The 23,791-nt window shown below is 74.3% G+C and carries 23 protein-coding genes and 2 tRNA genes; 19 read left to right on the top strand and 6 right to left on the bottom strand.

The features are described 5' to 3' along the window. The first annotated feature begins 136 nt into the window (after window positions 1–136). From F1641_RS15980 to csrA, 17 genes are all read left to right on the top strand, one after another. Window positions 137–1,492, top strand: coding sequence for a flagellar hook protein FlgE (locus F1641_RS15980; RefSeq protein ID WP_194907237.1), 1,356 nt, complete (start codon window positions 137–139; stop codon window positions 1,490–1,492). A gap of 164 nt (window positions 1,493–1,656) precedes the next feature. Continuing rightward, entirely contained in the window at window positions 1,657–2,004 is a 348-nt protein-coding gene (locus tag F1641_RS15975) for a flagellar FlbD family protein (protein ID WP_194907236.1), read from the top strand. After that, entirely contained in the window at window positions 2,004–2,774 is a 771-nt protein-coding gene (locus F1641_RS15970; protein ID WP_194907235.1) for a motility protein A, read from the top strand. The genes F1641_RS15975 and F1641_RS15970 overlap by 1 nt, the downstream gene beginning before the upstream one ends. After that, a complete protein-coding gene (locus tag F1641_RS15965) occupies window positions 2,774–3,706 on the top strand; it encodes a flagellar motor protein MotB (RefSeq protein ID WP_194907234.1) in 933 nt (310 codons plus the stop codon). The genes F1641_RS15970 and F1641_RS15965 overlap by 1 nt, the downstream gene beginning before the upstream one ends. Window positions 3,707–3,762: 56 nt before the next feature. Then, a complete protein-coding gene (gene fliL, locus F1641_RS15960) occupies window positions 3,763–4,242 on the top strand; it encodes a flagellar basal body-associated protein FliL (protein ID WP_194907233.1) in 480 nt (159 codons plus the stop codon). 132 nt (window positions 4,243–4,374) lie between these two features. Beyond that, window positions 4,375–5,331 carry a flagellar motor switch protein FliM gene (locus tag F1641_RS15955; protein ID WP_194907232.1) on the top strand — a complete coding sequence of 319 codons (957 nt, stop codon included), beginning with the start codon at window positions 4,375–4,377 and terminating at the stop codon, window positions 5,329–5,331. After that, a complete protein-coding gene (gene fliN, locus F1641_RS22000; protein ID WP_194907231.1) occupies window positions 5,328–6,071 on the top strand; it encodes a flagellar motor switch protein FliN in 744 nt (247 codons plus the stop codon). The genes F1641_RS15955 and fliN overlap by 4 nt, the downstream gene beginning before the upstream one ends. Window positions 6,072–6,082: 11 nt before the next feature. Further along, on the top strand, window positions 6,083–6,580 hold the full coding sequence (locus F1641_RS15945; RefSeq protein WP_194907229.1) for a flagellar biosynthetic protein FliO: 498 nt from the start codon (window positions 6,083–6,085) through the stop codon (window positions 6,578–6,580). After that, window positions 6,577–7,320, top strand: coding sequence for a flagellar type III secretion system pore protein FliP (fliP, locus tag F1641_RS15940; RefSeq protein WP_194907228.1), 744 nt, complete (start codon window positions 6,577–6,579; stop codon window positions 7,318–7,320). Before F1641_RS15945 ends, fliP begins: the two co-directional genes overlap by 4 nt. Window positions 7,321–7,322: 2 nt before the next feature. Continuing rightward, on the top strand, window positions 7,323–7,598 hold the full coding sequence (gene fliQ / locus F1641_RS15935) for a flagellar biosynthesis protein FliQ (protein WP_194907227.1): 276 nt from the start codon (window positions 7,323–7,325) through the stop codon (window positions 7,596–7,598). Between the two features lie 10 nt (window positions 7,599–7,608). After that, a complete protein-coding gene (locus F1641_RS15930; RefSeq protein WP_206691318.1) occupies window positions 7,609–8,463 on the top strand; it encodes a flagellar biosynthetic protein FliR in 855 nt (284 codons plus the stop codon). After that, a complete protein-coding gene (locus F1641_RS15925) occupies window positions 8,460–9,614 on the top strand; it encodes a flagellar biosynthesis protein FlhB (protein WP_194907226.1) in 1,155 nt (384 codons plus the stop codon). The genes F1641_RS15930 and F1641_RS15925 overlap by 4 nt, the downstream gene beginning before the upstream one ends. A gap of 192 nt (window positions 9,615–9,806) precedes the next feature. Then, window positions 9,807–10,754 (top strand): hypothetical protein, encoded by a 948-nt coding sequence (locus F1641_RS15920; RefSeq protein ID WP_194907225.1) that lies wholly within the window; start codon window positions 9,807–9,809, stop codon window positions 10,752–10,754. A gap of 206 nt (window positions 10,755–10,960) precedes the next feature. Next, window positions 10,961–13,012: a flagellar biosynthesis protein FlhA gene (locus F1641_RS15915; RefSeq protein ID WP_194907224.1), complete on the top strand. Its 2,052-nt coding sequence runs from the start codon at window positions 10,961–10,963 to the stop codon at window positions 13,010–13,012. Window positions 13,013–13,067: 55 nt separating this feature from the next. Next, the gene (locus tag F1641_RS15910) at window positions 13,068–14,915 is read left to right on the top strand and encodes a hypothetical protein (RefSeq protein ID WP_194907223.1); all 1,848 of its coding nucleotides are present in this window, start codon (window positions 13,068–13,070) and stop codon (window positions 14,913–14,915) included. Next, on the top strand, window positions 14,912–15,658 hold the full coding sequence (locus tag F1641_RS15905; RefSeq protein ID WP_194907222.1) for a PilZ domain-containing protein: 747 nt from the start codon (window positions 14,912–14,914) through the stop codon (window positions 15,656–15,658). Before F1641_RS15910 ends, F1641_RS15905 begins: the two co-directional genes overlap by 4 nt. A 74-nt stretch (window positions 15,659–15,732) precedes the next feature. Beyond that, window positions 15,733–16,038, top strand: coding sequence for a carbon storage regulator CsrA (gene csrA, locus F1641_RS15900; RefSeq protein WP_194907221.1), 306 nt, complete (start codon window positions 15,733–15,735; stop codon window positions 16,036–16,038). On the opposite strand, the gene F1641_RS15895 is transcribed toward csrA, so the two are convergent. The 5 genes from F1641_RS15895 to F1641_RS23430 all read right to left on the bottom strand — a co-directional run bounded on the left by F1641_RS15895 (window position 16,016) and on the right by F1641_RS23430 (window position 21,586). Next, window positions 16,016–17,185: a glutamate--cysteine ligase gene (locus F1641_RS15895; protein ID WP_194907220.1), complete on the bottom strand. Its 1,170-nt coding sequence runs from the start codon at window positions 17,183–17,185 to the stop codon at window positions 16,016–16,018. The two genes, csrA and F1641_RS15895, sit on opposite strands and share 23 nt — an antisense overlap. A 113-nt stretch (window positions 17,186–17,298) precedes the next feature. Continuing rightward, on the bottom strand, window positions 17,299–17,616 hold the full coding sequence (locus F1641_RS15890) for a DUF6480 family protein (RefSeq protein WP_194907656.1): 318 nt from the start codon (window positions 17,614–17,616) through the stop codon (window positions 17,299–17,301). Beyond that, window positions 17,613–18,176 (bottom strand): type 1 glutamine amidotransferase domain-containing protein, encoded by a 564-nt coding sequence (locus tag F1641_RS15885; protein ID WP_194907218.1) that lies wholly within the window; start codon window positions 18,174–18,176, stop codon window positions 17,613–17,615. Before F1641_RS15885 ends, F1641_RS15890 begins: the two co-directional genes overlap by 4 nt. 96 nt (window positions 18,177–18,272) lie before the next feature. Beyond that, window positions 18,273–19,997, bottom strand: coding sequence for an LCP family protein (locus tag F1641_RS23435; RefSeq protein ID WP_194907216.1), 1,725 nt, complete (start codon window positions 19,995–19,997; stop codon window positions 18,273–18,275). 140 nt (window positions 19,998–20,137) lie between these two features. Continuing rightward, window positions 20,138–21,586 carry an LCP family protein gene (locus tag F1641_RS23430; RefSeq protein WP_194907213.1) on the bottom strand — a complete coding sequence of 483 codons (1,449 nt, stop codon included), beginning with the start codon at window positions 21,584–21,586 and terminating at the stop codon, window positions 20,138–20,140. A 289-nt stretch (window positions 21,587–21,875) separates the two neighbouring features. Between F1641_RS23430 and F1641_RS15870 the strand changes: the two genes are divergently transcribed. Continuing rightward, a tRNA-Ser gene (locus F1641_RS15870) sits at window positions 21,876–21,966 on the top strand. A gap of 41 nt (window positions 21,967–22,007) precedes the next feature. Here F1641_RS15870 and F1641_RS15865 read toward each other — a convergent pair. Continuing rightward, window positions 22,008–23,561: a hypothetical protein gene (locus F1641_RS15865; RefSeq protein WP_194907211.1), complete on the bottom strand. Its 1,554-nt coding sequence runs from the start codon at window positions 23,559–23,561 to the stop codon at window positions 22,008–22,010. A gap of 105 nt (window positions 23,562–23,666) precedes the next feature. Between F1641_RS15865 and F1641_RS15860 the strand changes: the two genes are divergently transcribed. After that, window positions 23,667–23,739: transfer RNA gene (locus tag F1641_RS15860), tRNA-Arg, on the top strand. Window positions 23,740–23,791 lie beyond the last annotated feature (52 nt).

Here is a 23,791-nt window from a genome sequence, read left to right as displayed (position 1 = left end):
GCCCCACCACCCACAACCGAACACCAACTGAAGACGCGGCCCCGACGGCCGCACCCCGACGGAACGCCCCATGGCCACGGACGGCACACGGCACCGCGCCAGCACTCCGCTGCGCGCCCCTTCCCAGGAGGCCCCTGTGCTCCGTTCCCTCTACACCGGCATCAGCGGCATGCGCTCGATGCAGACCATGATGGACGTCACCGGCAACAACATCGCCAACGTCAACACCACCGGCTACAAGTCGGCCAACACCATCTTCGAGGACACGCTCTCGCAGACCCTGGGCAACGCCGCGGCGGCCCAGGGCGCCAAGGGCGGCCAGAACCCCGCGCAGGTGGGCCTCGGCGTCCGCGTCTCGGGCATCACCACCAACTTCACCCAGGGCGCCACGCAGACCACCGGCCGCAACAGCGACATGCTGATCGACGGCGACGGCTTCTTCGTGGTCAACAACAACGGCGCGATGCAGTACACCCGCAACGGCGCCTTCAACGTCGACGGCTCGGGCACGCTGGTCAGCCTCGCCGGTGCGAAGGTCCAGGGCTGGATGGCGGACGCCAAGGGCGTCACCAACTCGGCCGGCACGCCCGGCAACATCTCGATCCCGACGACGCAGTCGATCCCGGCGTCCGCGACGGCGAGCGTCACGATGTCGGGTCGCCTGGACAACACCGTCGACGTCGTCAACACCACGACGCCGCCGGCGACCCCCATCTACAACGCCACCGGGGCGAGCACCCAGACCTTCAGCTACAACCTCGTCGACAAGAACGGCGTCAGCGTCCCCGTCAACGTGAAGATCGAGCCGAAGAACCCGGTGACGAGCACCGACGGCAAGACCGGCCTGGTCTCCGGCTGGTCGATGACCGTCAGCCAGAAGCAGGGCGGCGCCGACGTCGTCGTCGGCAAGGTCGACTTCGACGGTTCCGGCGCCGTGGCGGTGGCCGCCACCACGCCCACGGGCACGGTCGACGCCGCCAACGAGAAGCTGACGCTCGTCGGCCTGAAGGACGCGGGCGGCACCAACAACTTCACCACCCAGCCCACGTTCGACCTGTCGAAGATCGCCGTCGCGAACCGCTCGGACATCTCCATGTCCGACGTCACGGTCTCGGCGCAGGACGGCTACGCCGCCGGCAGCCTCACCAGCTGGAAGGTCAGCCCCGACGGCTCCATCGTCGGCTCCTTCGACAACGGCCGCTCCCAGGAGCTGGGCCGCATCGCGGTCGCCACCTTCGACAACCCGGCCGGTCTCGACAAGCAGGGCGGCTCGACGTACATGGCGACGTCGAACTCCGGCCTGCCGAACGTCGGCGTCGCCGGCGACGGCGCGCACGGCTCCCTGGTCTCCGGGGCGCTGGAGATGTCCAACGTCGACCTGGCGCAGGAGTTCACCAACCTGATCGTCAGCCAGCGCGGCTTCCAGGCCTCCAGCCGCGTCATCACCACCTCGGACTCCATGCTCGAGGAGCTCGTGAACCTCAAGCGCTGATGCGCTGACCGGGGGCCTCCTGGCCCCCAGGGCCATCCGGGTGGCGGTGCTCGGCACCACCGACACCGCCACCCGGACCCCTCACCCCGGGGCCGCCAGCGCCGATGGAACAGGTGGCGGCGCCCACGGAAGGGTGCTGCGGCAGAGCTTCAAGGACGGTCGCCATGATCCTCGTCACCCGCTTGACCGGGACTGCGTTCGCGGTGAACCCGGACCTGCTGGAGCGCGTCGAGTCGACGCCCGACACCGTGCTCACCCTCATCGACGGCACCAAGTACTTGGTCAGCGAGTCGGTCACCGAGGTCATCGGCCTGGTCCGCGACTACCGCTCCAGCATCGTGGCCGGCGCCCGCGCCCTGCGCGAGCCCGTGCCCGCCCCCGAGCCGCCGGCCCCGCTGCCGCTCGACGAGAGCGGGCGCCCCGGTCTGCACGTCGTCCCCGACCCGCACGTGGTCACCCCGCTGCGCCGCACCGACCACCCCGTGCTGGCCAAGACCCCCGAGGAGGTGTGATGGATCCCGCGACCCTCATCGGGCTGGGCCTCGCGATCGGCGGCATCCTGCTGGCGATCATCCTCGAGGGCTCCAGCCCCATGTCCGTCATCCTGATCCCCGCGATGACCCTGGTCATCGTCGGCACGATCGGCGCGACCCTGGCCGGCTCCCGCATGGCCGACATCCCCTTCATCATCCAGGGCACCGTCAAGGCGCTCACGGGCAAGGCGACCAACCCCACCAAGACCATCGAGACGCTGGTCAAGCTGGCCGAGACCGCGCGCCGCGAGGGCCTGCTGGCCCTGGAGGACGCCGCGAAGGACGTCGACGACCCCTTCCTCAAGGACGGGCTGCAGTCGGCGATCGACGGCGCCGACCCCGAGGACCTCCGGGAGATGCTCGAGGCGAAGATCGCCACGAAGAAGTCGACCGACAAGATCGCCGCCGGCTTCTGGGCCACCGCGGGCGGCTTCGCGCCGACCGTCGGCATCATCGGCACGGTCGTGTCGCTGGTGCACGTGCTCGAGAACCTGGCCGACCCGACCAAGCTCGGCCACATGATCGCTGCGGCGCTGGTCGCGACCTTCTGGGGCCTGCTCTCCGCCAACATCATCGCGCTGCCCCTGGCCGCCCGGCTCAAGCGCCTCTCCGAGACCGAGTGCGCGCAGATGGAGCTGATCGTCGAGGGCCTCATGGCCGTGCAGGCCGGGGCCAACCCGCGCCTGGTGGCGCAGCGCCTGCGCAGCCTCGTCCCCGAGACGAAGGCCAAGGAGAAGGAAGCCGCCTGATGTCAGGACACGGAGGCAAGCGCGGCAAGAAGCACGAGGAGCACGAGGAGCACGAGAACCACGAGCGCTGGGCCGTGTCCTACGCCGACATGATGACCGTGCTCATGGCGCTCTTCCTGGTGCTGTTCGCCATGAGCAACGTCGACCAGAAGAAGTACCTCGAGCTGAAGACGTCGCTCGCGGAGGGGTTCGGCAAGGAGACGATGCCGAGCGACGGCGGCAGCGGCATCGTCGACGGCTCCACGAACTCCGTGGTCGACGTGGGCAACGGACCGAACTCCGGTACCGGGACGACCCCCAGCACCACCACGAAGGCGACCGCCCAGCAGGCGGCCTCCCAGGAGGTCAGCTCGCTGCAGGAGCTGCAGCAGCGCGTCGAGGAGAAGCTCGAGGCGCAGGGCCTGCAGGACCAGGTCACCACCACCATCACCGAGCGCGGCCTGGTGATCAGCGTGGCCGCCAACAACATCTTCTTCGCCAACGGCAGCGCGAGGATCGAGGCCGGCGGGCTGTCGGTGCTCGACACCATCGCGCCGCTGCTGCTCTCTGAGGCCGAGCCGATCGCCGTCGAGGGGCACGCCAACAACCTCGCGATGTCGAGCGGGAGCCAGTACGCCAACAACTGGGACCTGTCGTCGGCGCGCGCCTCGTCGGTGCTCCTGCGCCTGCTGGACGACGGCGTGGACAAGAGCCGCCTGAAGGCCGTCGGCTACGGCGACGCCCACCCGCTCTTCCCCGACGGCGACCCGCGCGCCGTCGAGGGCAACCGGCGCGTCGACATCGTGCTGGAGTCCAGCTCGCCCGAGGACGTCAAGGCCCTCCTCCCGGAGACCGCCGAGGCCGCGAAGGGCGGCGCGGCACCGGCCGCGCCGAGCATCGAGACCGGCGCCGTGCCCGAGATCGGCGCCGACGCGGCGCCCACCACGCACTGACCCGCACCCCGCACCGCACCCCGACCCGCACCTGAGCCCGAGAGAGGACGACGACCATGGCCACCGCCACCGCGACCCCCGCCGAGACCGACGCCAAGAAGAAGAAGGGGCCGAGCAAGATCGTCCTCGCCCTCGTGGCGATCATCGTGCTCCTCGCCGGAGGCGGCGGCGCGTACTTCTTCCTGCTGGCGCCGAAGCCGGCGCCCTCCGCCGAGGAGGTCGCCAAGGAGAAGGAGGCGGCGGAGAAGGCCAAGCTCGGTGCCGTCACCACGATCGACCCGATCAGCGTGAACCTCGCCGACGGCCACTTCCTCAAGATCGGCATCGCTCTGCAGCAGTCGGCCGAGGTGGCCGAGGCCGTCGACGGCAGCAAGGCCCTCGACACGGTCATCGAGCTGTACAGCGGCAAGACCATGGAGGAGATCGGCTCCGCCGAGGGCCGCGACGCCACCAAGGCCGAGCTGGTGAAGGAGATCGAGGAGGCCTACCCCGACGAGGTCCTCGACGTGTACTTCACCCAGTACGTCATGCAGTGACGCCCGCCGTGCGACCGTGATCGCGGGCGTCCGCCGCCTCGGGGTGGCGGAGGTCCATGATCACGGAAGTCGGGGAGAACTCGTTCCCCCGAAAGGCTCAACCCGTTCACCCGTCCTGCCGACAACCTGTCTGTGACCGTCGAGAGCCCCACCGCAGCGCCGGGGCGCCGCAAGAGGCGCCGCGGCGTGGTGACCGAGTACGACTTCACCCGCCCCACCGCGCTCGCCCGCGAGCACTCCCGCGCGCTGGAGGTCTCCTTCGAGGCCTTCGCCCGCCAGTTCTCCACCACGCTGCTCACCCGGCTGCGCCAGACCTGCACCGTGGTCAGCACCGGCGTCGGCGCCCGCAGCTTCGAGGACCACCTCGCCCTGCAGCCGCCGCTGGGCGTCTTCCTGACCTTCCGCACCGAGGCCGGCGGCGCCACCGGGCTGGTCGCGCTGACCACCACCACGGTGATGACGGCGCTGGACTTCCTGCTCGGCGGGCACGGCGACGTCGAGGGCGTCGTCGTGGAGGGCGTCGAGCGCGAGCTGTCCGACATCGACAGCCGTCTCGTGGAGAGCCTGTCGGCCCGCCTGCTCGCCGACCTCGCGTCGGCGTTCGCCGGCGTCGTGCCGATGGCTCCCGTGCTGGCCGACGTCGACCAGTCCTCCCAGTTCCTCACGATGGCGGCCCCGGCCGACGTCGTCCTGGTCGCCGACTTCACGGTGGCCCTCGGCGAGGAGGCCGAGGCGCTCCCGTTCTCGGTCATGCTGCCCCTGAACCCCGTGCTCGCCCGGCTCGTGGAGACCCGCGGCACGGCCGAGAGCAGCGAGGAGCAGCGCCGCACGGCCGAGTCGGCCGCCGACGTGCTCTCGCGCACCGTCCCCGAGCTGCCCGTCGACGTGTGCGCCCGCATGACGCCGATGGCCCTCTCGGTCCAGGCGGTCACCGCCCTGTCCGTGGGCGACGTGCTGCACCTGCCGCACCCCACCGCCCGCCCCCTGGACGTCGTCACCAACGACGTCGTCCTGACCCGCGCCGTCCCCGGCACCAGCGGGACCCGCCTTGCCTGCCTCGTGGTGAACCCTGATGAGGAGACGCGATGACCACGCCGACCACCCAGAGCGCGGCCCACGCCGCCCTCCTCGCCGCCGCCGCTGCCGCCGCTGCGCAGCTGCCCGCCGGAGCCACGCTCGCCGTGGGCCCCTCCGACGGCTCCCTGGCCCCCACCGCCGACGGCTCCGGCGTGGCCGCCGCCTTCACCGGCGCGGTGTCGGGCAGCCTGGTCGTCATCGTCGACCCCTCCCTGGAGGAGGCGCTCGCCGGTGCCGAGGGCGGTCCGCTGCCGATCGTCGACGCCGTGGCCCCCGCGCTGCGCGCCGCCGTCGCCGCGATGGGCCCCTCGGTGCCCGGCGCCGTCACCGCCACCGACGTGGCCGCCGCGGTCGCCGACCCCGACGCCCTGTGGGTGCCGCTGGTCGACGCCAACTCCGAGGCGCAGGAGGTGGTCGTCTGGATGGGTCTGCTCATCGCGCAGGCCTCCGTGCCCTCCGGCACCCCCAGCGGCCCGGCCATCCCCACCCAGGCCACCGCCGGCCGCGCCGGCATGGCGCTGCTGCGCGGCGTCGAGATGGTCGTCACCGTCGAGCTCGGCCGCACCCGGATGTCGGTGAAGGACCTGCTGGCCCTGACCCCCGGCTCCGTGGTCGAGCTGGACCGCGCCGCCGGCGCCCCCGCCGACCTGCTGGTCAACGGACGCCTCCTCGCCCGCGGCGAGGTCGTCGTGGTCGACGAGGACTACGGGCTGCGCATCACCGAGATCGTCGAGCCCGGCACGGAAGACTGAGCGGCCGAGCCGTGGAGATCCTGCCCCTGGTCGCCCGCGTGGCGGTGGCCCTGGCCGCCGTCGTCGGCCTGATCCTGCTCATGCAGCGCGCGGCCCGCCGCCGCGGCGCCGGCCGCACGGTCGACGCCTCCCGCTTCACCGTGGTGGCCCGCCAGGCGCTGTCGCGCTCCTCGGGCGTCACCGTCCTGCGGGTCGGCGACGAGGCCCTGGTCCTCGGCGTCACCGACACCCAGGTGCAGCTGCTGGCCCGCATGCCGCTCGACGCCATCACCGGGGAGGCCCCCGCCGACGTCGTCCTCGACGTCGACGCCGCCCCGGCGGTGGAGGTCCGCTCCGAGGTCCAGCTCCCGAGCTTCACCCCGGCCGCCGCGCCCCGCCGCGCCGTCGCCACGGTGCTGTCGACCACCAGCCCCACCCCCCAGCGCACGGCCCTCGCGGGCTCCGCGCTCTCCCCGGCCACCTGGACCTCCGCCCTCGAGGTCCTGCGCGAGAGGACCACCCGCCGATGATCACCGCCCTGCTGACGGCAGGGGCCGCAGCAGGGCCGACCGGTCCCGCTGGCCCCGCCGCGCCCGCCGGTCCCGGCGGCAGCCTGTCCCTGGCCGTCAACGGCCTCGACGGGACGCCGAGCACCTCGATCGTCCTGATCCTCGCGATCACCGCGCTGTCCGTCGCCCCGGCCCTGCTGCTGATGATGACGGCGTTCACCAAGATCATGGTCGTCCTGAGCATCACCCGGAACGCCCTCGGGCTGCAGGGCGTGCCGCCCAACCAGGTGCTCGCCGGCCTCTCGCTCTTCCTGACGCTCTTCGTGATGGCCCCGGTCATCCACGAGATCAACGAGACCGCGATCCAGCCCTTCCTCGCGGGGGGCATCAGCCAGACCGACATGTTCACCCTCGCCAGCGAGCCGCTGAAGCACTTCATGCTGGCTCAGACCCGCGACGAGGACCTGGCGCTGATCACCCGCGCCGCCGACCGCGCCAACCCCGCCAGCCCCGACGCCGTGCCGATGATGACGCTCATCCCGGCGTTCCTGCTCTCCGAGCTGCGCGCGGCCTTCATCATCGGCTTCGTCATCTACGTACCGTTCCTGGTGATCGACATCGTCGTCTCCTCCGGTCTGATGGCGCTCGGCATGATGATGCTGCCGCCGGTGACCGTGTCGCTCCCGTTCAAGCTGCTGCTGTTCGTCCTGGTCAACGGATGGGGCCTGATCATCACGGCCCTGGTGGGGAGCTACGCGTAGCCATGGACGACGCCGCCGTCATCGACATCGCCGTGCAGGCCATGCTCGTCGCCGCCAAGCTCTCCGCGCCGATGCTGCTCGTGGCCCTCTGCATCGGGTTCATCGTCTCGCTGTTCCAGTCGGTCACCCAGATCCAGGAGCCGACCCTGAGCTTCGTCCCCAAGGCCCTCGGCGTGGCGGTGGTGCTCGTGCTCTCCGGCAGCTGGATGCTGGCCGAGATGACCGAGTTCACCACCGGGCTCTTCGACCGGATCCCCGACCTCCTCGCGATGGGCTGAGGACGACGTCGTGGAGCTCCCCTCGATCGCCCTGACCACCGTGGTCGGCCACCTCCTGGTCCTGGTGCGCGTCACCACCTGGATGGCCGTCGCCCCGCCCTTCTCGCACAAGGCGATCCCCGGCAAGGTCAAGACGCTGCTCGCGCTCGGCATCACGCTCGCGATCGGCTCGACGATGGACTTCTCCGCGCTGTCGCTCTCCACGCCGCAGCTGGTCTCCGCCGCGGTGCAGCAGGCGCTGGTCGGCGCCGCGCTGGGCTTCCTCTGCTACCTCGTCTTCGCCGCCGTCCAGGCCGCGGGCAACCTGATCGACATGTTCGGCGGCTTCCAGGCGGCCACCACGTACGACCCGCAGATGGAGGCCGGCGCCGCGGTCTTCGGCCGGCTGTACCAGATGACGACCGTGGTGCTGCTGTTCGCCTCCGACGGCTACCTCGTGGTCTTCCACGGCCTGGTCAAGACCTTCGACGTGCTCGGCCTGCAGGAGGACGTCAGCTCCGCCCTCGTGGCCCGCGTGGTGACCGAGGGCGCGCAGACGCTGATGGTGTCCGCGCTGCAGATCGCCGGCCCGCTGCTCGCCGTCCTGTTCCTGACCGACGTCGGCCTGGGCCTGCTGACCCGCGCCGCCCCCGCCCTGCAGGCGTTCTCCCTCGGCTTCCCGCTGAAGATCATGATCACCCTGTCGGTGGCCGCGATGACGGTGGCGGCGCTGCCGTCCGTCGTCGACGCGATGGCCGACGAGGCCGGCTCCCAGGTGGTCGCCACCGCGACCGCCGGTGACGACGCCGACACGGCCGCCGCGGCGTCCGCCTTCCTGCTGCCCGCCGCGGACGACGCGCCCGGCGACGGCGTGCTCCTCCCGTGAGCGCCGGGGGAGGCGGGGGGGAGAAGACCGAGAAGCCGACACCGAAACGGCTCTCAGAGGCCCGCAAGAAGGGCCAGGTCGCCAAGACCCCCGATCTCGGGGCGTGGCTGGGGCTCGGCGCGGTCGTCGCCGTCATCCCGATGGTCATCGGGCCCACGCGTGTGCGCCTCGAGGTGCTCCTCGGGTCGCTGAGCGACGTCGCTGCCGACCCGGAGCCGGCCCGGATGCTGGCCGCGCTGGCCCAGGGCGGGGCCGCGATCCTGCCCGCCATCGCCCCGCTGCTGGCGGTGTCGGTGGTCGTGGCCGTCGTCAGCTCCGTGGCGCAGGGCGGCTTCGTGCTCGCCACCAAGGCCCTGAAGCCCAACTGGCAGCGCCTCGACGTGCTCAAGGGCGTCAAGCAGCTGTTCAGCGCGGTCAACCTGTGGCAGCTCGTGAAGTCGCTGATGAAGACCGCACTGATCGGCGGGGTCCTGTGGATGACGGTGCAGGGCCTCGTGCCGGCGCTGCTCAGCGGCGGTGGCCTCACCCTCGCCGGCGTGCTGGCGGCCACCACCGACGGCACCGCCTCGCTCGTCAAGATCGCCGTCGCCGCCGGCGTCGTGCTCGCCGCGGTCGACTTCGCCGTCCAGAAGGCGAAGACGGCCAAGGACCTGCGGATGACCAAGCAGGAGATCAAGGACGAGCACAAGAACAGCGAGGGCAACCCCGAGGTCAAGGCGGCGATCAAGGGCAAGCAGCGCGCGATGAGCCGCAACCGGATGATGGCCGCCGTCGGCGAGGCCGACGTCGTGCTCGTCAACCCGACGCACGTCGCCGTCGCCCTGAAGTACGAGGCCGGCCGCGGCGCCCCCCGGGTGGTCGCCAAGGGCTCCGGCCACGTCGCCGCCCGCATCCGCGAGCGCGCCACCGAGACCGGCGTCCCGATGGTCAGCGACGTGCCGCTCGCCCGCGCCCTGTTCGCGGCCTGCGAGGTGGAGCAGGAGGTGCCGATGCACCTCTACGTGGCCGTCGCCCAGGTCCTCGCGTTCGTCATGGCCCTGAAGAAGCGCGGCGCGGTCCTCGGCCTGCACGCCAACCCCGCCCCGACCGCCGTCGAGGTCCCCGACCACCCCGCCCTGCGCGGCCTGCCCCCGGTGTCCTCCGCCAGCTGAGCTCCTGGCCGCCCCCGTCGTCATCGCTGCAGGTCTTGGCGATCGGTGGGTCGGCAGGGCCTCTGCGACCCACCGATCGCCAAGATCCGCAGGTGATGGCGCGTCGCCCACAGGCGTCCGGCCGCGCGCCGTCGTCCACAGGCCGGCTCGTGCCGGGTCGGGACGGCTCGCAGCGGCGGCAGCCTGCCGGGCGTGCACCTCCTGCTCGACGCGTCGCTCCCGAAGCAGCTCACCGCACAGGCCCTGGCCCAGCGCGGCGTGCTGACGACCCACCAGCTCGTGGACGCCGGCCTCAGCCGCTCCCGCATCCACGACATCGGGCGCCGCGACGGCTGGCGCGAGCTGCTGCAGGGCACCCGGCAGGTCGCGGTCCACGACGGCGAGGGCGCGGCCGAGGAGGCCATGCGCGGCTGGAACCAGGCTGCCGTGCTCGTGCTGCCGCACGCGGTCCTGGCCTTCGACAGCGCAGCGGTCGAGCTCCGCCTCGCCGGGGTCCCGCGCCGAGACGGGGTGAGCGTCATCGTCCCGCCCGGTCGCGAGCTGCGAGGGCGCCCGGGCCTGTCGCCGCACGTCCGGGTGCTCGGGCCGGACGAGGTCAGCACCGACCGCGGCCTGCGCCGCACCACGCTGGCGCGCACCCTCGCCGACCTGGTGCCCCGGCTCGACCGTCCGACGGCGCTGTCGGTGCTCGACTCCGCGCGCCGCCGCGGCTCTCCGCAGTCGGTCCTGGACGAGGCTCAGCGGCTGGCGACCGGGAAGGCCGGCGCCGGCGCCGTCGTCGACCTCTGGACGCTCGCCGACCCCGATGCCGAGTCACCGCTGGAGAGCCGGGTCCGGCTGCGGATGATCGACGGTCGCCTGGCGCCCGACCGCCTGCACCAGCGGCTCCGCGACGCCTCGGGGCGGGTCTGCGCCCGGCCGGACATGACCATCGACGCCGAGCGCCGGCGGCGCCGGCACCGCGGTCCGCTCTGCGTCGAGGCGGACGGGCGCAAGCCCCACAGCAGCCCGACGGCGGCGTTCCGGGACCGGGAGAGGTCGAGCGAGATCCTGGGGGACGACGGTGACGTGGAGCGCTTCACCTGGGACGACACCTTCGACCCGATGAAGATCCCCTGGCGCCTGCGACGGGCGCTGTGAGGGCTGGGGTCGCGCGCCGTCACCTGCGGATCTTGGCGATCGGTGGGTCGCAGAGGCCCTGCCGACCCACCGATCGCCAAGATCTGCGACGAGGTGGCAGGTGGGCGTCCGGCGGTGTCCGACGCGCCGGCCAGCCTCGCCGCTGGGCCGGACGGGGGTCACCCGATCGGCTCAAGGCGGGGGCGCGGTCTGCCGATGCAGCACCCGTGGACCTCCGCCGGCTGAGCACCCTCGCCCTCCCGCTGGGCGTCATCGGCATCATCCTGCTGCTGGTCGTGCCGCTGCCCCCGCTGCTGCTCGACTTCCTCATCGCGCTGAACATCGCGATCGGGCTGCTGGTGCTGATGACGGCGATGTACGTGAAGCGGCCGCTGGACTTCGCCATCTTCCCGAGCGTGCTGCTCGTGGCGACGCTGTTCCGCCTGGGCCTCAACGTGGCCAGCACCCGCCTGATCCTGCGCGACGGCCACGCCGGTGACGTGATCCACGGCTTCGGCACGTTCGTGGTCGGCGGGTCGCTCGTCATCGGGCTCGTGATCTTCACGATCCTCGTGGTCATCCAGTTCATGGTCATCACCAAGGGCGCCGAGCGCGTCGCCGAGGTCGGGGCCCGGTTCACCCTCGAGGCGATGCCCGGCAAGCAGATGGCGATCGACGCCGACCTGGCCGCCGGCCTCATCGACGAGGACACCGCGCGCACCCGCCGCGCCGACGTCACCGCCGAGGCCGACTTCTACGGAGCCATGGACGGTGGTGCGAAGTTCGTCAAGGGCGACGCGATCGCCGGCATCATCATCGTCATCATCAACCTGGTCGGCGGCTTCGCCATCGGCATGCTGCAGGACGGCCTCAGCGCCTCCGAGGCCCTGCAGAAGTACTCGACCCTGAGCGTGGGTGACGGCCTGGTCACCCAGGTCCCGGCGCTGCTCATGTCCATCGCCACCGGCCTCATCGTGACCCGGGCGACCTCGACGTCCGACCTGGGCACCGACGCCGCCGCCCAGCTGCTCCGCAACAAGACCGCGCTGCGCATCGCCGGCGGTGGCGCGCTCACCCTCGCCGTCATCCCGGGTCTGCCCAAGCTGCCCTTCCTCGTGGTCGGTGGCGGCCTGCTGCTCCTGGCCCAGCGCATCAAGCCCGAGGTCGAGGAGGCCGACGCCGCGGACCTCGACGGCGCCGTCGTCGACCCCGCGACGGCCGAGACCCCCGAGCAGCTCATGCAGCAGATGCGGGTCGACCCGCTCGAGATCGTGCTGGCCCCCGACCTGGTGGACATGGTCGACACCGCCTCCGGCGGCGACCTGCTCGACAGGGTCCGCGCGCTGCGCCGCAAGATCGCCCTGGAGCTCGGCATCGTCCTGCCCCCGGTGCGCACCCGCGACTCCCTCGACCTGCCGATGTCGACGTACGCCGTCCGCATCTCCGGGGTGGAGGTCGGCGTAGGCCAGGCGCCCCCCGGCAAGGTGCTCGCCCTCGGTGACGACCTCGACGCCCTGCCCGGCGCCGTCACGGTGGAGCCCGTCTTCGGCCTCCAGGGCAAGTGGGTCCCGGCGGAGATGCGCCACCAGGCCGAGCTCACCGGCGCCACCGTGGTCGACCGCGCCTCCGTGCTCGTCACCCACCTCGCCGAGATCGTCCGCAAGAACGCCCCGCGCCTGATCTCCCGCGAGGACGTCAAGACCCTGACGACGTCGCTGAAGAGCACCGACGCCGCCGTCGTCGACGAGCTGGTGCCCAACCTGCTCTCGCTGGGCGAGGTGCAGCGCGTGCTGCAGTCGCTGCTGGAGGAGGGCGTCGCCGTCCGCGACCTCGGCCGCATCTACGAGGGCCTGTCGCTGCGGGCGAAGGGCGGCGCCAGCCACACCGACCTCGTCGAGGCCGCCCGCGCGGCGCTCGGCCCGGCGGTGGCCTCGCCCCACGCCCAGGACGGCGTCCTGCGCGTGCTCACCCTCGACCCGCTGCTGGAGCACCAGTTCGTCGAGACCCTGCGCCCGACGGAGTCCGGGCCGCAGCTCGCGATGGACCCTGCGCGTGTCGAGCGCGTCGTGGACGAGGTGAGCCGTAAGGTCCGTGCTGTCGAGGACGCCGGGTGGTCTCCCGTCCTGGTGTGCGCCCCGGCGCTGCGGGCTCCGCTGCGCCGCGTCGTGTCGCTGACCACCCCGGGCGTCGCGGTCCTGTCCTACTCCGAGGTGTCGGGCCCCGGGTTGGTCGTCGAGACGGTGGGAGTGGTGAGTGGCGCCGAAGCGGTTGCTGCTTGAGGGCCCTGCCATCGAGCCGCTCCTCGAGAAGGTCTGGGCCGAGCACGGCCCGGACGTGACGATCGTCAAGGCCGAGCGCGTCCGCGTCGGCGGTGTCGCGGGCTTCTTCGCCCGCGAGCAGTTCGAGGTGACCGTCGAGGTCCCCGACACCGCCGTCGCCGCGACGCCGGCGCCGCCCACGGCTCGCGCGGCGGCCGGACCCGCGGCCCGCACCGCGGCGCCCCGCGGCCCCGCCGCCGCCCCGGCCGCACCGCCGGCCGCTCCGGCACCGACCGGGATCGAGGCGCTCCTCGCCGCCGCCGAGCGGGAGGACGCCGACCGCGCCCCCCGCGGCGCGGGAGCCCCCGGTGCGGACCGGCACGCCGAGTTCGACGCGATCTTCGGCCGCGCGGCCGCGCTGGCCACGACCGCCACGACCACCCCCGTGACGACCGCACCGCCGGCAGCGCTCCCGGCTCGCGCCGCCCGCCCGGCGGTGGTCGACCTCACCGACGACGCGGACGACCCCTGGGTCGACGCCCCCGTCCCCGCCCCCTCGCGCCAGCCGGCGCCGCCCTCGGACCTCGCCGAGCGCCTGGCCGCGGCCTGGGCCGCGCAGGCGGCCCAGGCCGCGCAGGCCGAGCAGGCGCTGGAGCCGCACCACGAGCCCGCGGCCCCGGCGGCCCCGGCGGCCCACGCCTACGACGACGACGGCTACGACCACGCGTTCGAGCTGCCGCTGGCGGCGCCGTCCGCCCCGGCGTCGTCGGCCTCGTGGGCCCCTGACCTCGACGACGCCTTCGAGCCCCTCGACGCGGCCCCCGAGCTCCAGCTGCCGCTGCCCCAGCCGGTGGCGTGGAGCGCCCCGCCGTCGCCGTCGCCGGAGGCCGCCGCGGCGGACGTCGACGACCTGCTCGCCGGGCTCGCCCACGGCCTCCTGGCGGACGGTGGGGCTCCCCAGCCCTACCAGCCGCAGCACCTGCCTCCGCCCCGCGCCGCCCTCGGCGAGCCGGCCCTCGGTGACCCCGCCACCCACGACCCCGCCCTCGCCGGCCTCGCGGACCCGTCGCTGCTGGCCCCGCCACCCGCGCCCCTCCCGGCGCGGCGCGCGGGGAGGTCCTTCGCGCCGCTGCCCGACGCCCGGGGGAGCGCGCAGGGCTACGCGCTGCAGCGCAGCGCCGTGCTGGGCGCCCCCGAGGCCCCCCACGCGCCGGACCAGCCCGTCGGCCACTTCGCCGACCACCGCCTGCCCGACCGCCTGGCCGCCCTCGGGGTGCCCGTCGCCTGGCTGTGGGAGCTGCCCCTGGAGCGCTCCGCCGCGCTGCGCGAGCTGTCGGTGCGCCTGGCGTCGGCTGCGGCGGCCCGGCCCTCGCGGCGCGCGCACCTGGCGGTGGCGGCCGAGCCCGTCGTCGTCGTGCTGGCCGACCTCGAGGACGCCCTGCCCGTGGCCGACCAGCTCGCCACCGGGATGGGCCTGGACGCCGACGACGTCGTCGTCATGGGCCGCCGCCTGCGCGGCACGGGCTCCCAGCGGTGCCTCCCCTCCCGCCAGGAGCTGCACGACGCCGTCGCCGGGGCCCGCGCCGCCCGCCGCTCGCTGGTCGTGGTGCTGCCGGCACCGGTGGGTGCTGCCCCGCCGGTGCGCGCCGCCGTGGCCGACACCCTCGACCAGCTCGCCCCCGACGAGGTGTGGGCCGTGGTCGACGCCACCCGCCGCCTCGACGACAGCGCCGCCTGGCTCACCGCCGTCGGCGGCGACCGCGGCGTCGACGCCCTCGCCGTGGTGAACACCGAGGTGACCTCGGCGCCCGCCGCCGCGCTCGCCCTGCAGGCCCCCGTGGTGCTCGTCGGCGACCGGCACGCCACCCCCGAGGCGTGGGTCTCCCTGCTGGCCGCCCGGCTGGCCGAGCAGGACCTGCGGTGACGCGCCGCCCCCGCCACGACGGCACCTGGCCGGCCCTCGGCGCGCGGGCGCTGGTCGGCGCCCCCGGCGAGGCCCCCCGCGCGACGCGCGTGGAGGACGTGGACGACGACGGCGGCGCGGTCGCCGTCGCGGTGCCCCGCGCGCTGGCGGGCGAGCTGGAGCCGCCCCAGCCCGGCGACGCCTTCGAGCTCAGCTGGCCCGGTCCCCGGGGCCTGGTGGTGGTGCCCGTGGTGCTGCGGGAGCGCGTGCGCGACGGCATCCCCCTGTGGTGGCTGGAGCCGAGCGGCCCCACCGCCGTCGACCAGCGCCGCAGCTACGTCCGCGCCGAGGTCAGCGCCCCGTTCCCGGTGCGCGTGGCCCTGGACTGGGAGCTGCCCGAGCGCGGTGCGGCCGCCGGTGAGCTGCAGGACCTGTCCGAGGGCGGCCTGCGGGTGCACCTGCGCGGCGCCGGCGCCGACGACTGCCCCGAGGGCGCGGGCGTCGGCGTCCGCCTGACGGTCGTCGACGTGGTCGCGGGCGACGGCACCTCGGCGAGCGCGGCCGGTGCGGACTCGCCCGGCGCCGCGGTCGACGTCGACGAGCACGAGCTCTTCGGCACGGTGCTGCGCTCCGGACGGCTCGCGGACTCCCCCGACGTCGTCGAGGCCGTCGTGCAGCTGCACGAGGGCCCTGCCGGGTCCCGCCAGGGAGACGCGCTGCGGCGCCTCGTCTTCGCCTGGCAGCGGCGCGCCCGCCAGCGCTGACGCGTCCGAGGTCCCTGCTGCTCGTTCCGGCGTTTCCCCCCGTGCGGGACGTACCGGACGGCTAGCCTGGGCCGATGCTGGTCCTCACGCGACGCGCCGGTGAGAGCGTCATGATCGGCTCCGACGTCACCGTCAGGGTCCTGGAGATCCGGGGCGACGTGGTCAGGGTCGGTGTCGACGCCCCTCGTGACGTGCAGGTGCACCGCGAGGAGGTCTTCCACGCGGTCCGCGCTGCGAACCTGGAGGCCGCCTCCGCGGCGGCGCCCTCCCCGTCGGTGCTGGCGGGCCTGCGGCGCCGTCCGGTGCCGGCGCCGAGCCAGCCCAGCGACCCGGCAGCCGCCGAGACCGGCCCCGGGGTCAGCCCTCCCGCAGCTCGCTGACCAGCGAGGCCACCACGGCCCGCAGGTCACCGCCGGTCGCGGCCGCCACCTCGCGCTGGCGCTGGTAGCTGGCGCCCCGCGCCGGGATCTGCGCCACCGCCGCCAGCTCGTCGCTGCAGCCGAGCCGCCGGGCCACGGGCTCCAGGCGCGTGAGCAGGTCGTCGAGGTCCTCGGTGACCAGGCGCTCGTCACCGGCGGCGCTGGTGATGACGATGGCGTCGAGCCCGTAGCGGGCAGCCCGCCACTTGTTCTCCTGCACGTGCCACGGCGGCAGGACGGGCAGCTGCTCGCCGTCCTCCAGCCGGGTGTCGAGGTCGACCACCAGGCAGTGCACCAGCGCCGTCAGCGCGGCCAGCTCCTCGACCGACGGCACGCCGTCGCAGACGCGCACCTCCAGCGTGCCGATGGAGGGGGAGGGGCGGATGTCCCAGCGGACGTCCTTGAAGGAGTCGATGACACCGGTGTGCAGCTGGTCGCCGACGAAGGCCTCGAGCTCCTCCCAGCGGGCGAACTGGAACGGCAGCCCCGCGGTGGGCAGCTGCTGGAACATCAGCGCGCGGTTGCTGGCGTAGCCGGTGTCGACCCCGCCCCAGAACGGCGACGACGCCGAGAGGGCCTGCAGGTGCGGCGCGTGCACCAGCATCGCGTCGAGCACGGGGAGCACCTTGTGCACGCTCGACATGCCCACGTGCACGTGCACGCCCCAGATGAGCATCTGGCGGCCCCAGTACTGCGTGCGCTCGATCAGCTCGGCGTACCGCGGGCCCTCGGTGAGCTGCTGCGACGACCACTGCGCGAAGGGGTGGGTGCCGCTGCACAGGAGGTCCAGGCCCATCGGGTCGGTGATGCCCCGCACGCGGTCGAGCGTCGTGCGCAGGTCGTCCATGGCGCTGCCGACGGTCTCGTGGACACCGGAGATAATCTCGACGGTGTTGGCGAGGAGCTCGTGCGCGGTGCGCTGGTAGCCGTCGGGGTGGGGCGGCTGCCGCTCCAGCTGCTCCAGCACCTCGTCGGCGCGGCAGGCGAGGTCACCCGTCTCGGCGTCGACCAGCGCGACCTCCCACTCGACCCCGAGGGTCGGCCGGGGGGAGGGGCGGAACGGGAGCGCTCCGCGGCCGGCGTGCGGCCCGAGGGACGGCGTGGTCACGCCGCAACCCCACCACACCGCGCCCGCCCCTGTCACAGCGCTGGGGAGATCGGTGCGCCCGGGGAGGTCGCAGCCGGCGCACCGGGCCGGACCTCCCCTGAGCGGCCCCCGGACTAGAGGCGAGCCGCGAAGAACGCCAGCGCCGCCGCCACGACGAGGACCACCAGCACGATCGGGATCACGAGGTTCAGGCGCCGCCCAGGCACCTTCGGCTCCGGGGCCGACAGGCCCGACGTCCCGGCCTCCGAGGGCGGGGTGTCGCCGGGAGCGACGCCGCCGCCCGGCTCCAGGCCGGGGGTGGTCGCCGGGTCCGGGTCGGGGACCTCGCTGGCGCTGCCCGGGCGCTCGCGGTCGGCTCCCCGGTCGCCGCGGGCGCCGTCGGGCCCCTCGCCCATCGGCGCGCCGGGGCCGCCCCCCAGGGGGGTGCTCACGCGCTCGTCCGGGCGGTCGCCGCGGCGAACTGCTCGACCACGGCCGCGCAGAACGCGGGGATGTCGTCGGGGTTGCGGCTGGAGACGATGCCGCCGTCGACCACGACCTCCTGGTCGACCCAGGTGGCCCCGGCGTTCTCCAGGTCGGTGCGCAGGCTCGGCCACGACGTGAGGGTGCGCCCGCGGACGACGCCGGCGGTCACCAGCGTCCAGGGGCCGTGGCAGATGACGCCCACGGGCTTGCCGGCGTCGACGAACGCCTTCGCGAAGGCGACGGCCCCCTCGTCCACCCTCAGGGCGTCGGGGTTGGTGGTGCCGCCGGGCAGGATCAGCCCGTCGAAGTCGGCGGGGTCGACGTCGCCGACCACCGCGTCGACGTCGAAGGTGTCCTTCGGCTCGACGTCGTTCTCGTAGGCCTGGATGGTGCCGGCCTCCAGGGACACGAGGACGACCTCGGCCCCCGCCTCCTTGACGGCCTTCACGGGCTCGGTGAGCTCGACCTGCTCGACGCCGTCGGTGGCGAGCACGGCGATCTTCCGTCCCTGCAGCTGCGTGGTCATGATCCACCCGTACCCCGGCGGGTCAGGAACATGCGGCCGGACGCCGCGAGGCCCGCACCCCGTGGTGGGGTGCGGGCCTCGCGCGGGCGGTGGCGGTCAGCAGGTGGTGGTCGGGTCGACCGCCTGGTCGGCGCTGGCCGTGGCGCTGGGGCTCGGCGCGGGCGCCGGGGTCACCGAGGTGGTCGCGGTGACCGCCGCGGTGGCGGCCGGCGCCGGGGCGATGGCGTCGGCCACGAGCTGGCGCAGCGCCGCGTAGTCCGGGTTCCCGGTGGAGATGTTGTCCTTGGTGAAGGACAGCGCCCGCAGGTCGCCGCCCTTGACGCGCTGGCCCAGGTCCACGAAGGCGCTGAGCTCGCCGTAGGGGATGTCCGTCTGGATGTTCTGCTCGGCAGCGCTCGCCAGGGCGGGGAACTTCGCGGCGAGCTGGGCGACGTCGTACTGCTGCACCGCGGCCGAGATCACGCACTGCTGGCGGCGCATGCGGTCGTCGTTGTCGGAGCCCTCGCGCGAGCGGGCGAACCACAGCGCGTGGTACCCGTCCAGCTTCTGGTCCGGGCCCTCCTCGATCCACCCGGTGATCTTGTACTTGCCGCCGGTCTCGAGGTTGGTGCCGCCGCCGATGGGGATGTCGCGGGGCACGTTGAGGGTGATGCCGCCCATCGCGTCGACCAGCTGCTGGAAGCCCTCGAGGTCGACCTTGACCTCGTAGGAGATCGGCAGCCCGGTGGCCTCGGCCACGGCCTGCTTGGTGGCCTCGATGCCGGGGTCGTTGCCGTTCGCGGTGCCGCCGAACAGGTCCGGGTGGAGGCTGCCGAAGAGGTAGACGGCGTTGAGCATGCAGCCGCCGGTGCCGTCCTCCTTGCACGCCGTCGGCCACAGGGCCTGGGCCTTGCTGCCCTCGGGGAAGGGCACGTCCTCGAGCTGGCGGGGCAGGCTCAGCAGGGTGCTGCTGCCGGTCTTCGTGTCGATGCTCGCCACGATGATCGTGTCGGGGCGGGTGCCCACGCGGTCGGAGCCGGTGTCGGCGCCCAGCAGCAGCACGTTGACGCGGGGCACGTCCGCCCACGGGTCCGCGGCGGCGGTGTTGGGGCCGGTCCCGCCGTCGGAGTCGTGGCCGAAGACGTTCATCAGCAGGGAGCGGTTGGCCATCGCGTAGCGGGCGGCCGTGGCCGAGGGCGCGGCGACGACGGCCACCAGCGCGGTCACCAGCAGCAGGGACGCCAGGCGCTGGGCGCGGGTCAGGCCGCCGCGGGTCACCTCCGAGCGCAGGCTCGCGTGGCTCGTGACGATGACGAGCGCCCACACCGCCGCGAGCGCCAGCGCGCCGACGGCGACCACGAGCATCGCCTGGGGGTCGAAGACCACCCGCTGCGCCAGCGGCACGAGCCGGCCGGTGCCGACGACGGCGAGCAGCGCCCCGACCGCGGCCAGCACGGGCAGCAGCACGAGCCAGCCCGACACGCGCCGTCCTGCCGCGATGAGGCCGGTGCCGGGCACGGCTGCGCCGAGGACGGTCAGCAGCACCAGGCGGGTGAAGCCCTCGCCCGCGCCGCTGGCGTGGCGGCCGCGCGGGTCGTCACCGGCGTGGATCAGGCTCACGTCTCCTGCGCCCTCCGTCGGACCGGCGGCCGGGCCCCGGGTGGTGCCGGTGCCCTCGGCGCCGTCGACGGGCCGGCGGGGCGCGGGCGTGCGCACGGCGGTGGCGGTCGCGCCCCGGGGGGCGTCAGCGGCGGCGGGGCGCGCGGGGCGCCCGCCCGGCGAGGTGCGGGCGTCGCGCACGTCGCGCCGACGCGGGTAGCTCCCCGGTTCCGTCACGGTCACAGCACCCCTTCGAGCCCGTGCGACTCGGACGCGCACGGCGGAGTGCCATCACACCACCGGAGATCCCCGGCCACGCCGGTTTCGGCACCTGACGCGCCGGGGGAGACCCGTGTGGTAGTGCGGGCGGTGGTGGAGGGGCCTCAAGGGCAGACGCTGTCGGCGGCGACGGCCTCGCCGCTCGGCACCGACTCCGTGGGCGACGGGGTCGCCCCACCGGTCGGCTCGTCGGTCGGGCTCGGCGACGGCGTCGCCGTCGCCGGGCTCGGGCTGGGGGAGGACGGCGCGGGGGCGGGCGGCACCAGGGCCGCCTGCACGAGGGCGTGGATCTGGTCGTAGTCGGGCGAGCCCGTGCTGATGAGCGGCTCGTTGAAGGACAGGGTGCGCAGCGGCGCCTCCTTGACCTTCTGCCCCAGCTCGACGAAGGCGCTGAGCCTGCCGGCCGGGATGTCGGTGCTGACGTCCTGCTCGGCGGAGGCGGCCAGCTGCGGGAAGGCCCGCGCCAGGTCGAAGACGCTGTACTGCTTGACCGCGGCGTTCACCAGGCAGCGCTGCCGGTTCATGCGGTCGTTGTTGTCGGACTGCCAGCGCGACCGGGCGTACCACTCCGCGTGGTAGCCGTCGAGCAGCTGGTCGACGCCGGGCTCGACGTACCCCGTCACCGGGTAGGTGCCGACGACCCGGCCGGTGCTGCTGAGGCGCTCACCGCCGCCGATCGGGATCCGCCGCTCGACCGTCAGGCGGATGCCGCCCATCGCGTCGATGAGGTCCTCGAACCCGTCGAGGTTGACCATCGCCGTGTACTGGATCGGCAGGTCGACGACGGCGCTCGCGGCCTGGCGGGTGGCGGCCAGGCCCGGGTCCTTGGCGCCGGGGAACAGCTCGGGGTGCTGCACGCCGAACAGGTAGGTGGCGTTCAGCCAGCAGCCGCCGGTGCCGTTGGCCGCGCAGGCCTCCGGCCACAGCTCCGCTGCCGCCGTGCCCTCGGGGAAGGGGACGTCGGACAGCTGGCGCGGCAGCCCGAAGACGACGGTGTCTCCGGTGCTCGTGTTGATGCTGGCGACCATCATCGTGTCGGGCCGGGTGCCGATGTGGCCCTGGCTCGAGTCCGCTCCCACGAGCAGCACGTTGACCCGGGGGACACCCTTCCAGGGGTCCTCGTCGTCGTCCGCGGCGGTGAGGTCGGCGTTGGTGGTCGCGTCGCCGCCGAAGACGTTGACCAGCAGGGAGTGCTGCGCGAGGGCGTAGCGCACGCCCGTGGCCGCGGGGGCCACCACCAGGGCCGCCAGCACGACCACCAGGAGCGAGGACGCCAGCCGGTGCCCGCGCACCCCGCGGTGGCGGCGCTGCGCCAGGTGCGTGGTGACCACGACGGCGCACCAGGCCAGGCCGACGGCCCCGACGGCGACGGCGGCGCCGAGCACCACCGACGGGTCGACGGCCCACTGCAGGGCCGTCTCGACCGCGCGCCCGGAGGCCCACAGCACGACAGCGGCCCCCAGCGCCGCGAGGAAGACGAGCAGCACCAGCAGCCCCGACCAGCGCCGGCCGGCGTTGAGCAGGCCGCTGCCGGGCACGGCGGTGCCGAGCACCGTCCAGCCGGCAGCGCGGCCGAAGCCGCCCCGCCCGTCTCCGGTGCCGCCGTCGTGGCGCTCGCGGCCCTCCGCCGCGTGCGCGCCCGTGGTCCCGTCCAGCTCGTCGACCTCCGTCTGCGGTGTGGCAGGTCGGTCGACCCGCGCGGCCCGTCGCCGCTCCCGGCGGCCAGTGGAACACGTCGACCTGGGGATCGGCGCACGCGAGCGACGCAGACAGCGTAGGGTGGCTCCGCGCTCACGGGTGCGCTGCGCCGGCGGAAGCCGGCTCCGCGCCGCTGTGCAGCGAGGAGGTGTCGCCTAGTCCGGTCTATGGCGCCCGCCTGCTAAGCGGGTTTGGGTGTTAAAGCCCATCGCGGGTTCAAATCCCGCCACCTCCGCCCTCGAGGGCCCCGGTCACCAGACCGGGGCCCTCAGCGCGTCACTGGTAGCTGACGAACACCGGCACCGGCTGCTCCGCCACCGTCTCCGCGGGGGTGGACGTCGGGGAGTCCTCGTCGTAGAAGTTCTTCCAGCCCCACTGGACGCCCGCCGGCGCGTCCGCGGTCAGCGCCGCGTACGTGGCGCGCTTGTCGCCCGGCGCTCCCGCACCGTCCGCGTGCACCACGAACGCCAGCTCGTCGTGGCTGGTGTCGAGCGACGCGCGGTCGGTGACCATCGACGTCCGGAACTGGTGCAGCAGGAACACCTTCTGCGGCAGCGCCCGGTCGCGCACCAGCTGGGCCAGCCACGCCGAGGTCTCATCGACCTCGGCGGCGCTGACCCGCCCGATCTGCGCGAGGTGCTGCTGGCCGGGGGCGAGCCGCCACTCCGGGTCGAGCGCGAGGCCCACCCCCGGCAGGGCCAGCAGCTCCTCGTACTCGCGGGCCTGCTCCAGGAACGGCGACCGCCCGGGCTGCAGGTCGAGCACCACCTGCACGCCGTCGTCCAGCGCCGCCCGCACCAGGGGCGCCAGCTCGGCCACCGGGACCTCGGTCGAGTAGTCGCCGTCGGCACCCGGGCTGCTGCTGGCCACCGTGGCGATGACCTCCAGCGCGGGGGCGGAGGGGCGGTCGTCGAGGCCGTCGTAGGTGGCGGCCACCTCCTGGGCGCGCTGCAGGGTCGCCTCGACGTCCTGCTCGCCGAGGACGCCCAGGCTCGGGGTGCCGGGGTGGCCGTAGAGGGCCACCAGGCGCCGACCCGCCAGGGGGAGCTGTCCGCCGAGCCCGTCGGGGCCCGGCACCTGCACGCCCGTGCGGACGGCGCGGAGGCGGGCGTCGAGGCGGTCGCCCGGTCCGAAGGCGTCTCCGAGGGCGACCACGGGAACCTGCTGGGACGCGCCGAGCCGGGTGACCAGGTCGCCGTCGGCGCGCGGGTCACCGCTCGGGACGGTGACCACGGCGGCGCCCGCGGCCTGCGCCGTGGCAGCGGCGAGCGCCGCCTCGGGCGTCCCGGTGCTGAGGACCACGGCGGTGGGAGTGGCCTGCGCCGCCCCACCGGTGGAGCCCTGGGCGTCGGCGCTCGCGAGCAGCTCCTCGGCGTCCTCGGCGGGGGAGAGGCCCACGGCGCTGGTCCAGGTCTGCGCCTGCTCACCCACGGGCACCACCTCGGCGCCCAGGCGCCCCACCTCGGCCGCTCCGGCGTCGCCCGTGACGAGCGCCGGGACGCCCAGGCGCTCCGCCGCGCCGGCCGCGCGCTGCTGGGCGGGCGCGTCGTCGGCGCCGGCCACCACGGCCCGGGTCGCGCTGGTGAAGAGCGCGGCACTGGCGCCGGCGGCCAGCTGGTCGGCGCTGGCGCCGGCCACGAGGGTGCTCGCCTGCGCGGGGACCGCCCCGGCCGCCAGGCCCTCGCCGTCGCCGGGTGCCGGGGCGGAGGTCGACGACGAGGGTGCGGGGGTGGGCTCGTCAGCGCCGGCGGTGCAGCTGGCCAGCAGGAGCGCCGACGCGAGGGCTGCCGAGGCGGTCGCGAGCAGCGGGGACTGTGGGCGTCGTCGCACGTCATGAGCCTCGCCCAGGAGCCCGCCGAGGGCCACGTGAGCCCGTCGGGGGTACCGGTTCGTCAAGAACGGCGGGCCTCAGGTAGTGTCTTCCCCGCACCACAGGCGCCCGTAGCTCAACGGATAGAGCATCTGACTACGGATCAGAAGGTTGCAGGTTCGAGTCCTGCCGGGCGCGCTCGTTGAGACAGCGACGCAGAGGCCCCTGACCAGCCGTAAGGCTGGCGGGG

Origin of the sequence: Quadrisphaera sp. INWT6 (genome assembly GCF_015390235.1) — a bacterium.
Taxonomy (GTDB): Bacteria; Actinomycetota; Actinomycetes; order Actinomycetales; family Quadrisphaeraceae; genus Quadrisphaera.
The sequence above is the reverse complement of the archived record's forward strand: the minus strand, read 5'-3'. Positions and strand labels throughout refer to the sequence as shown.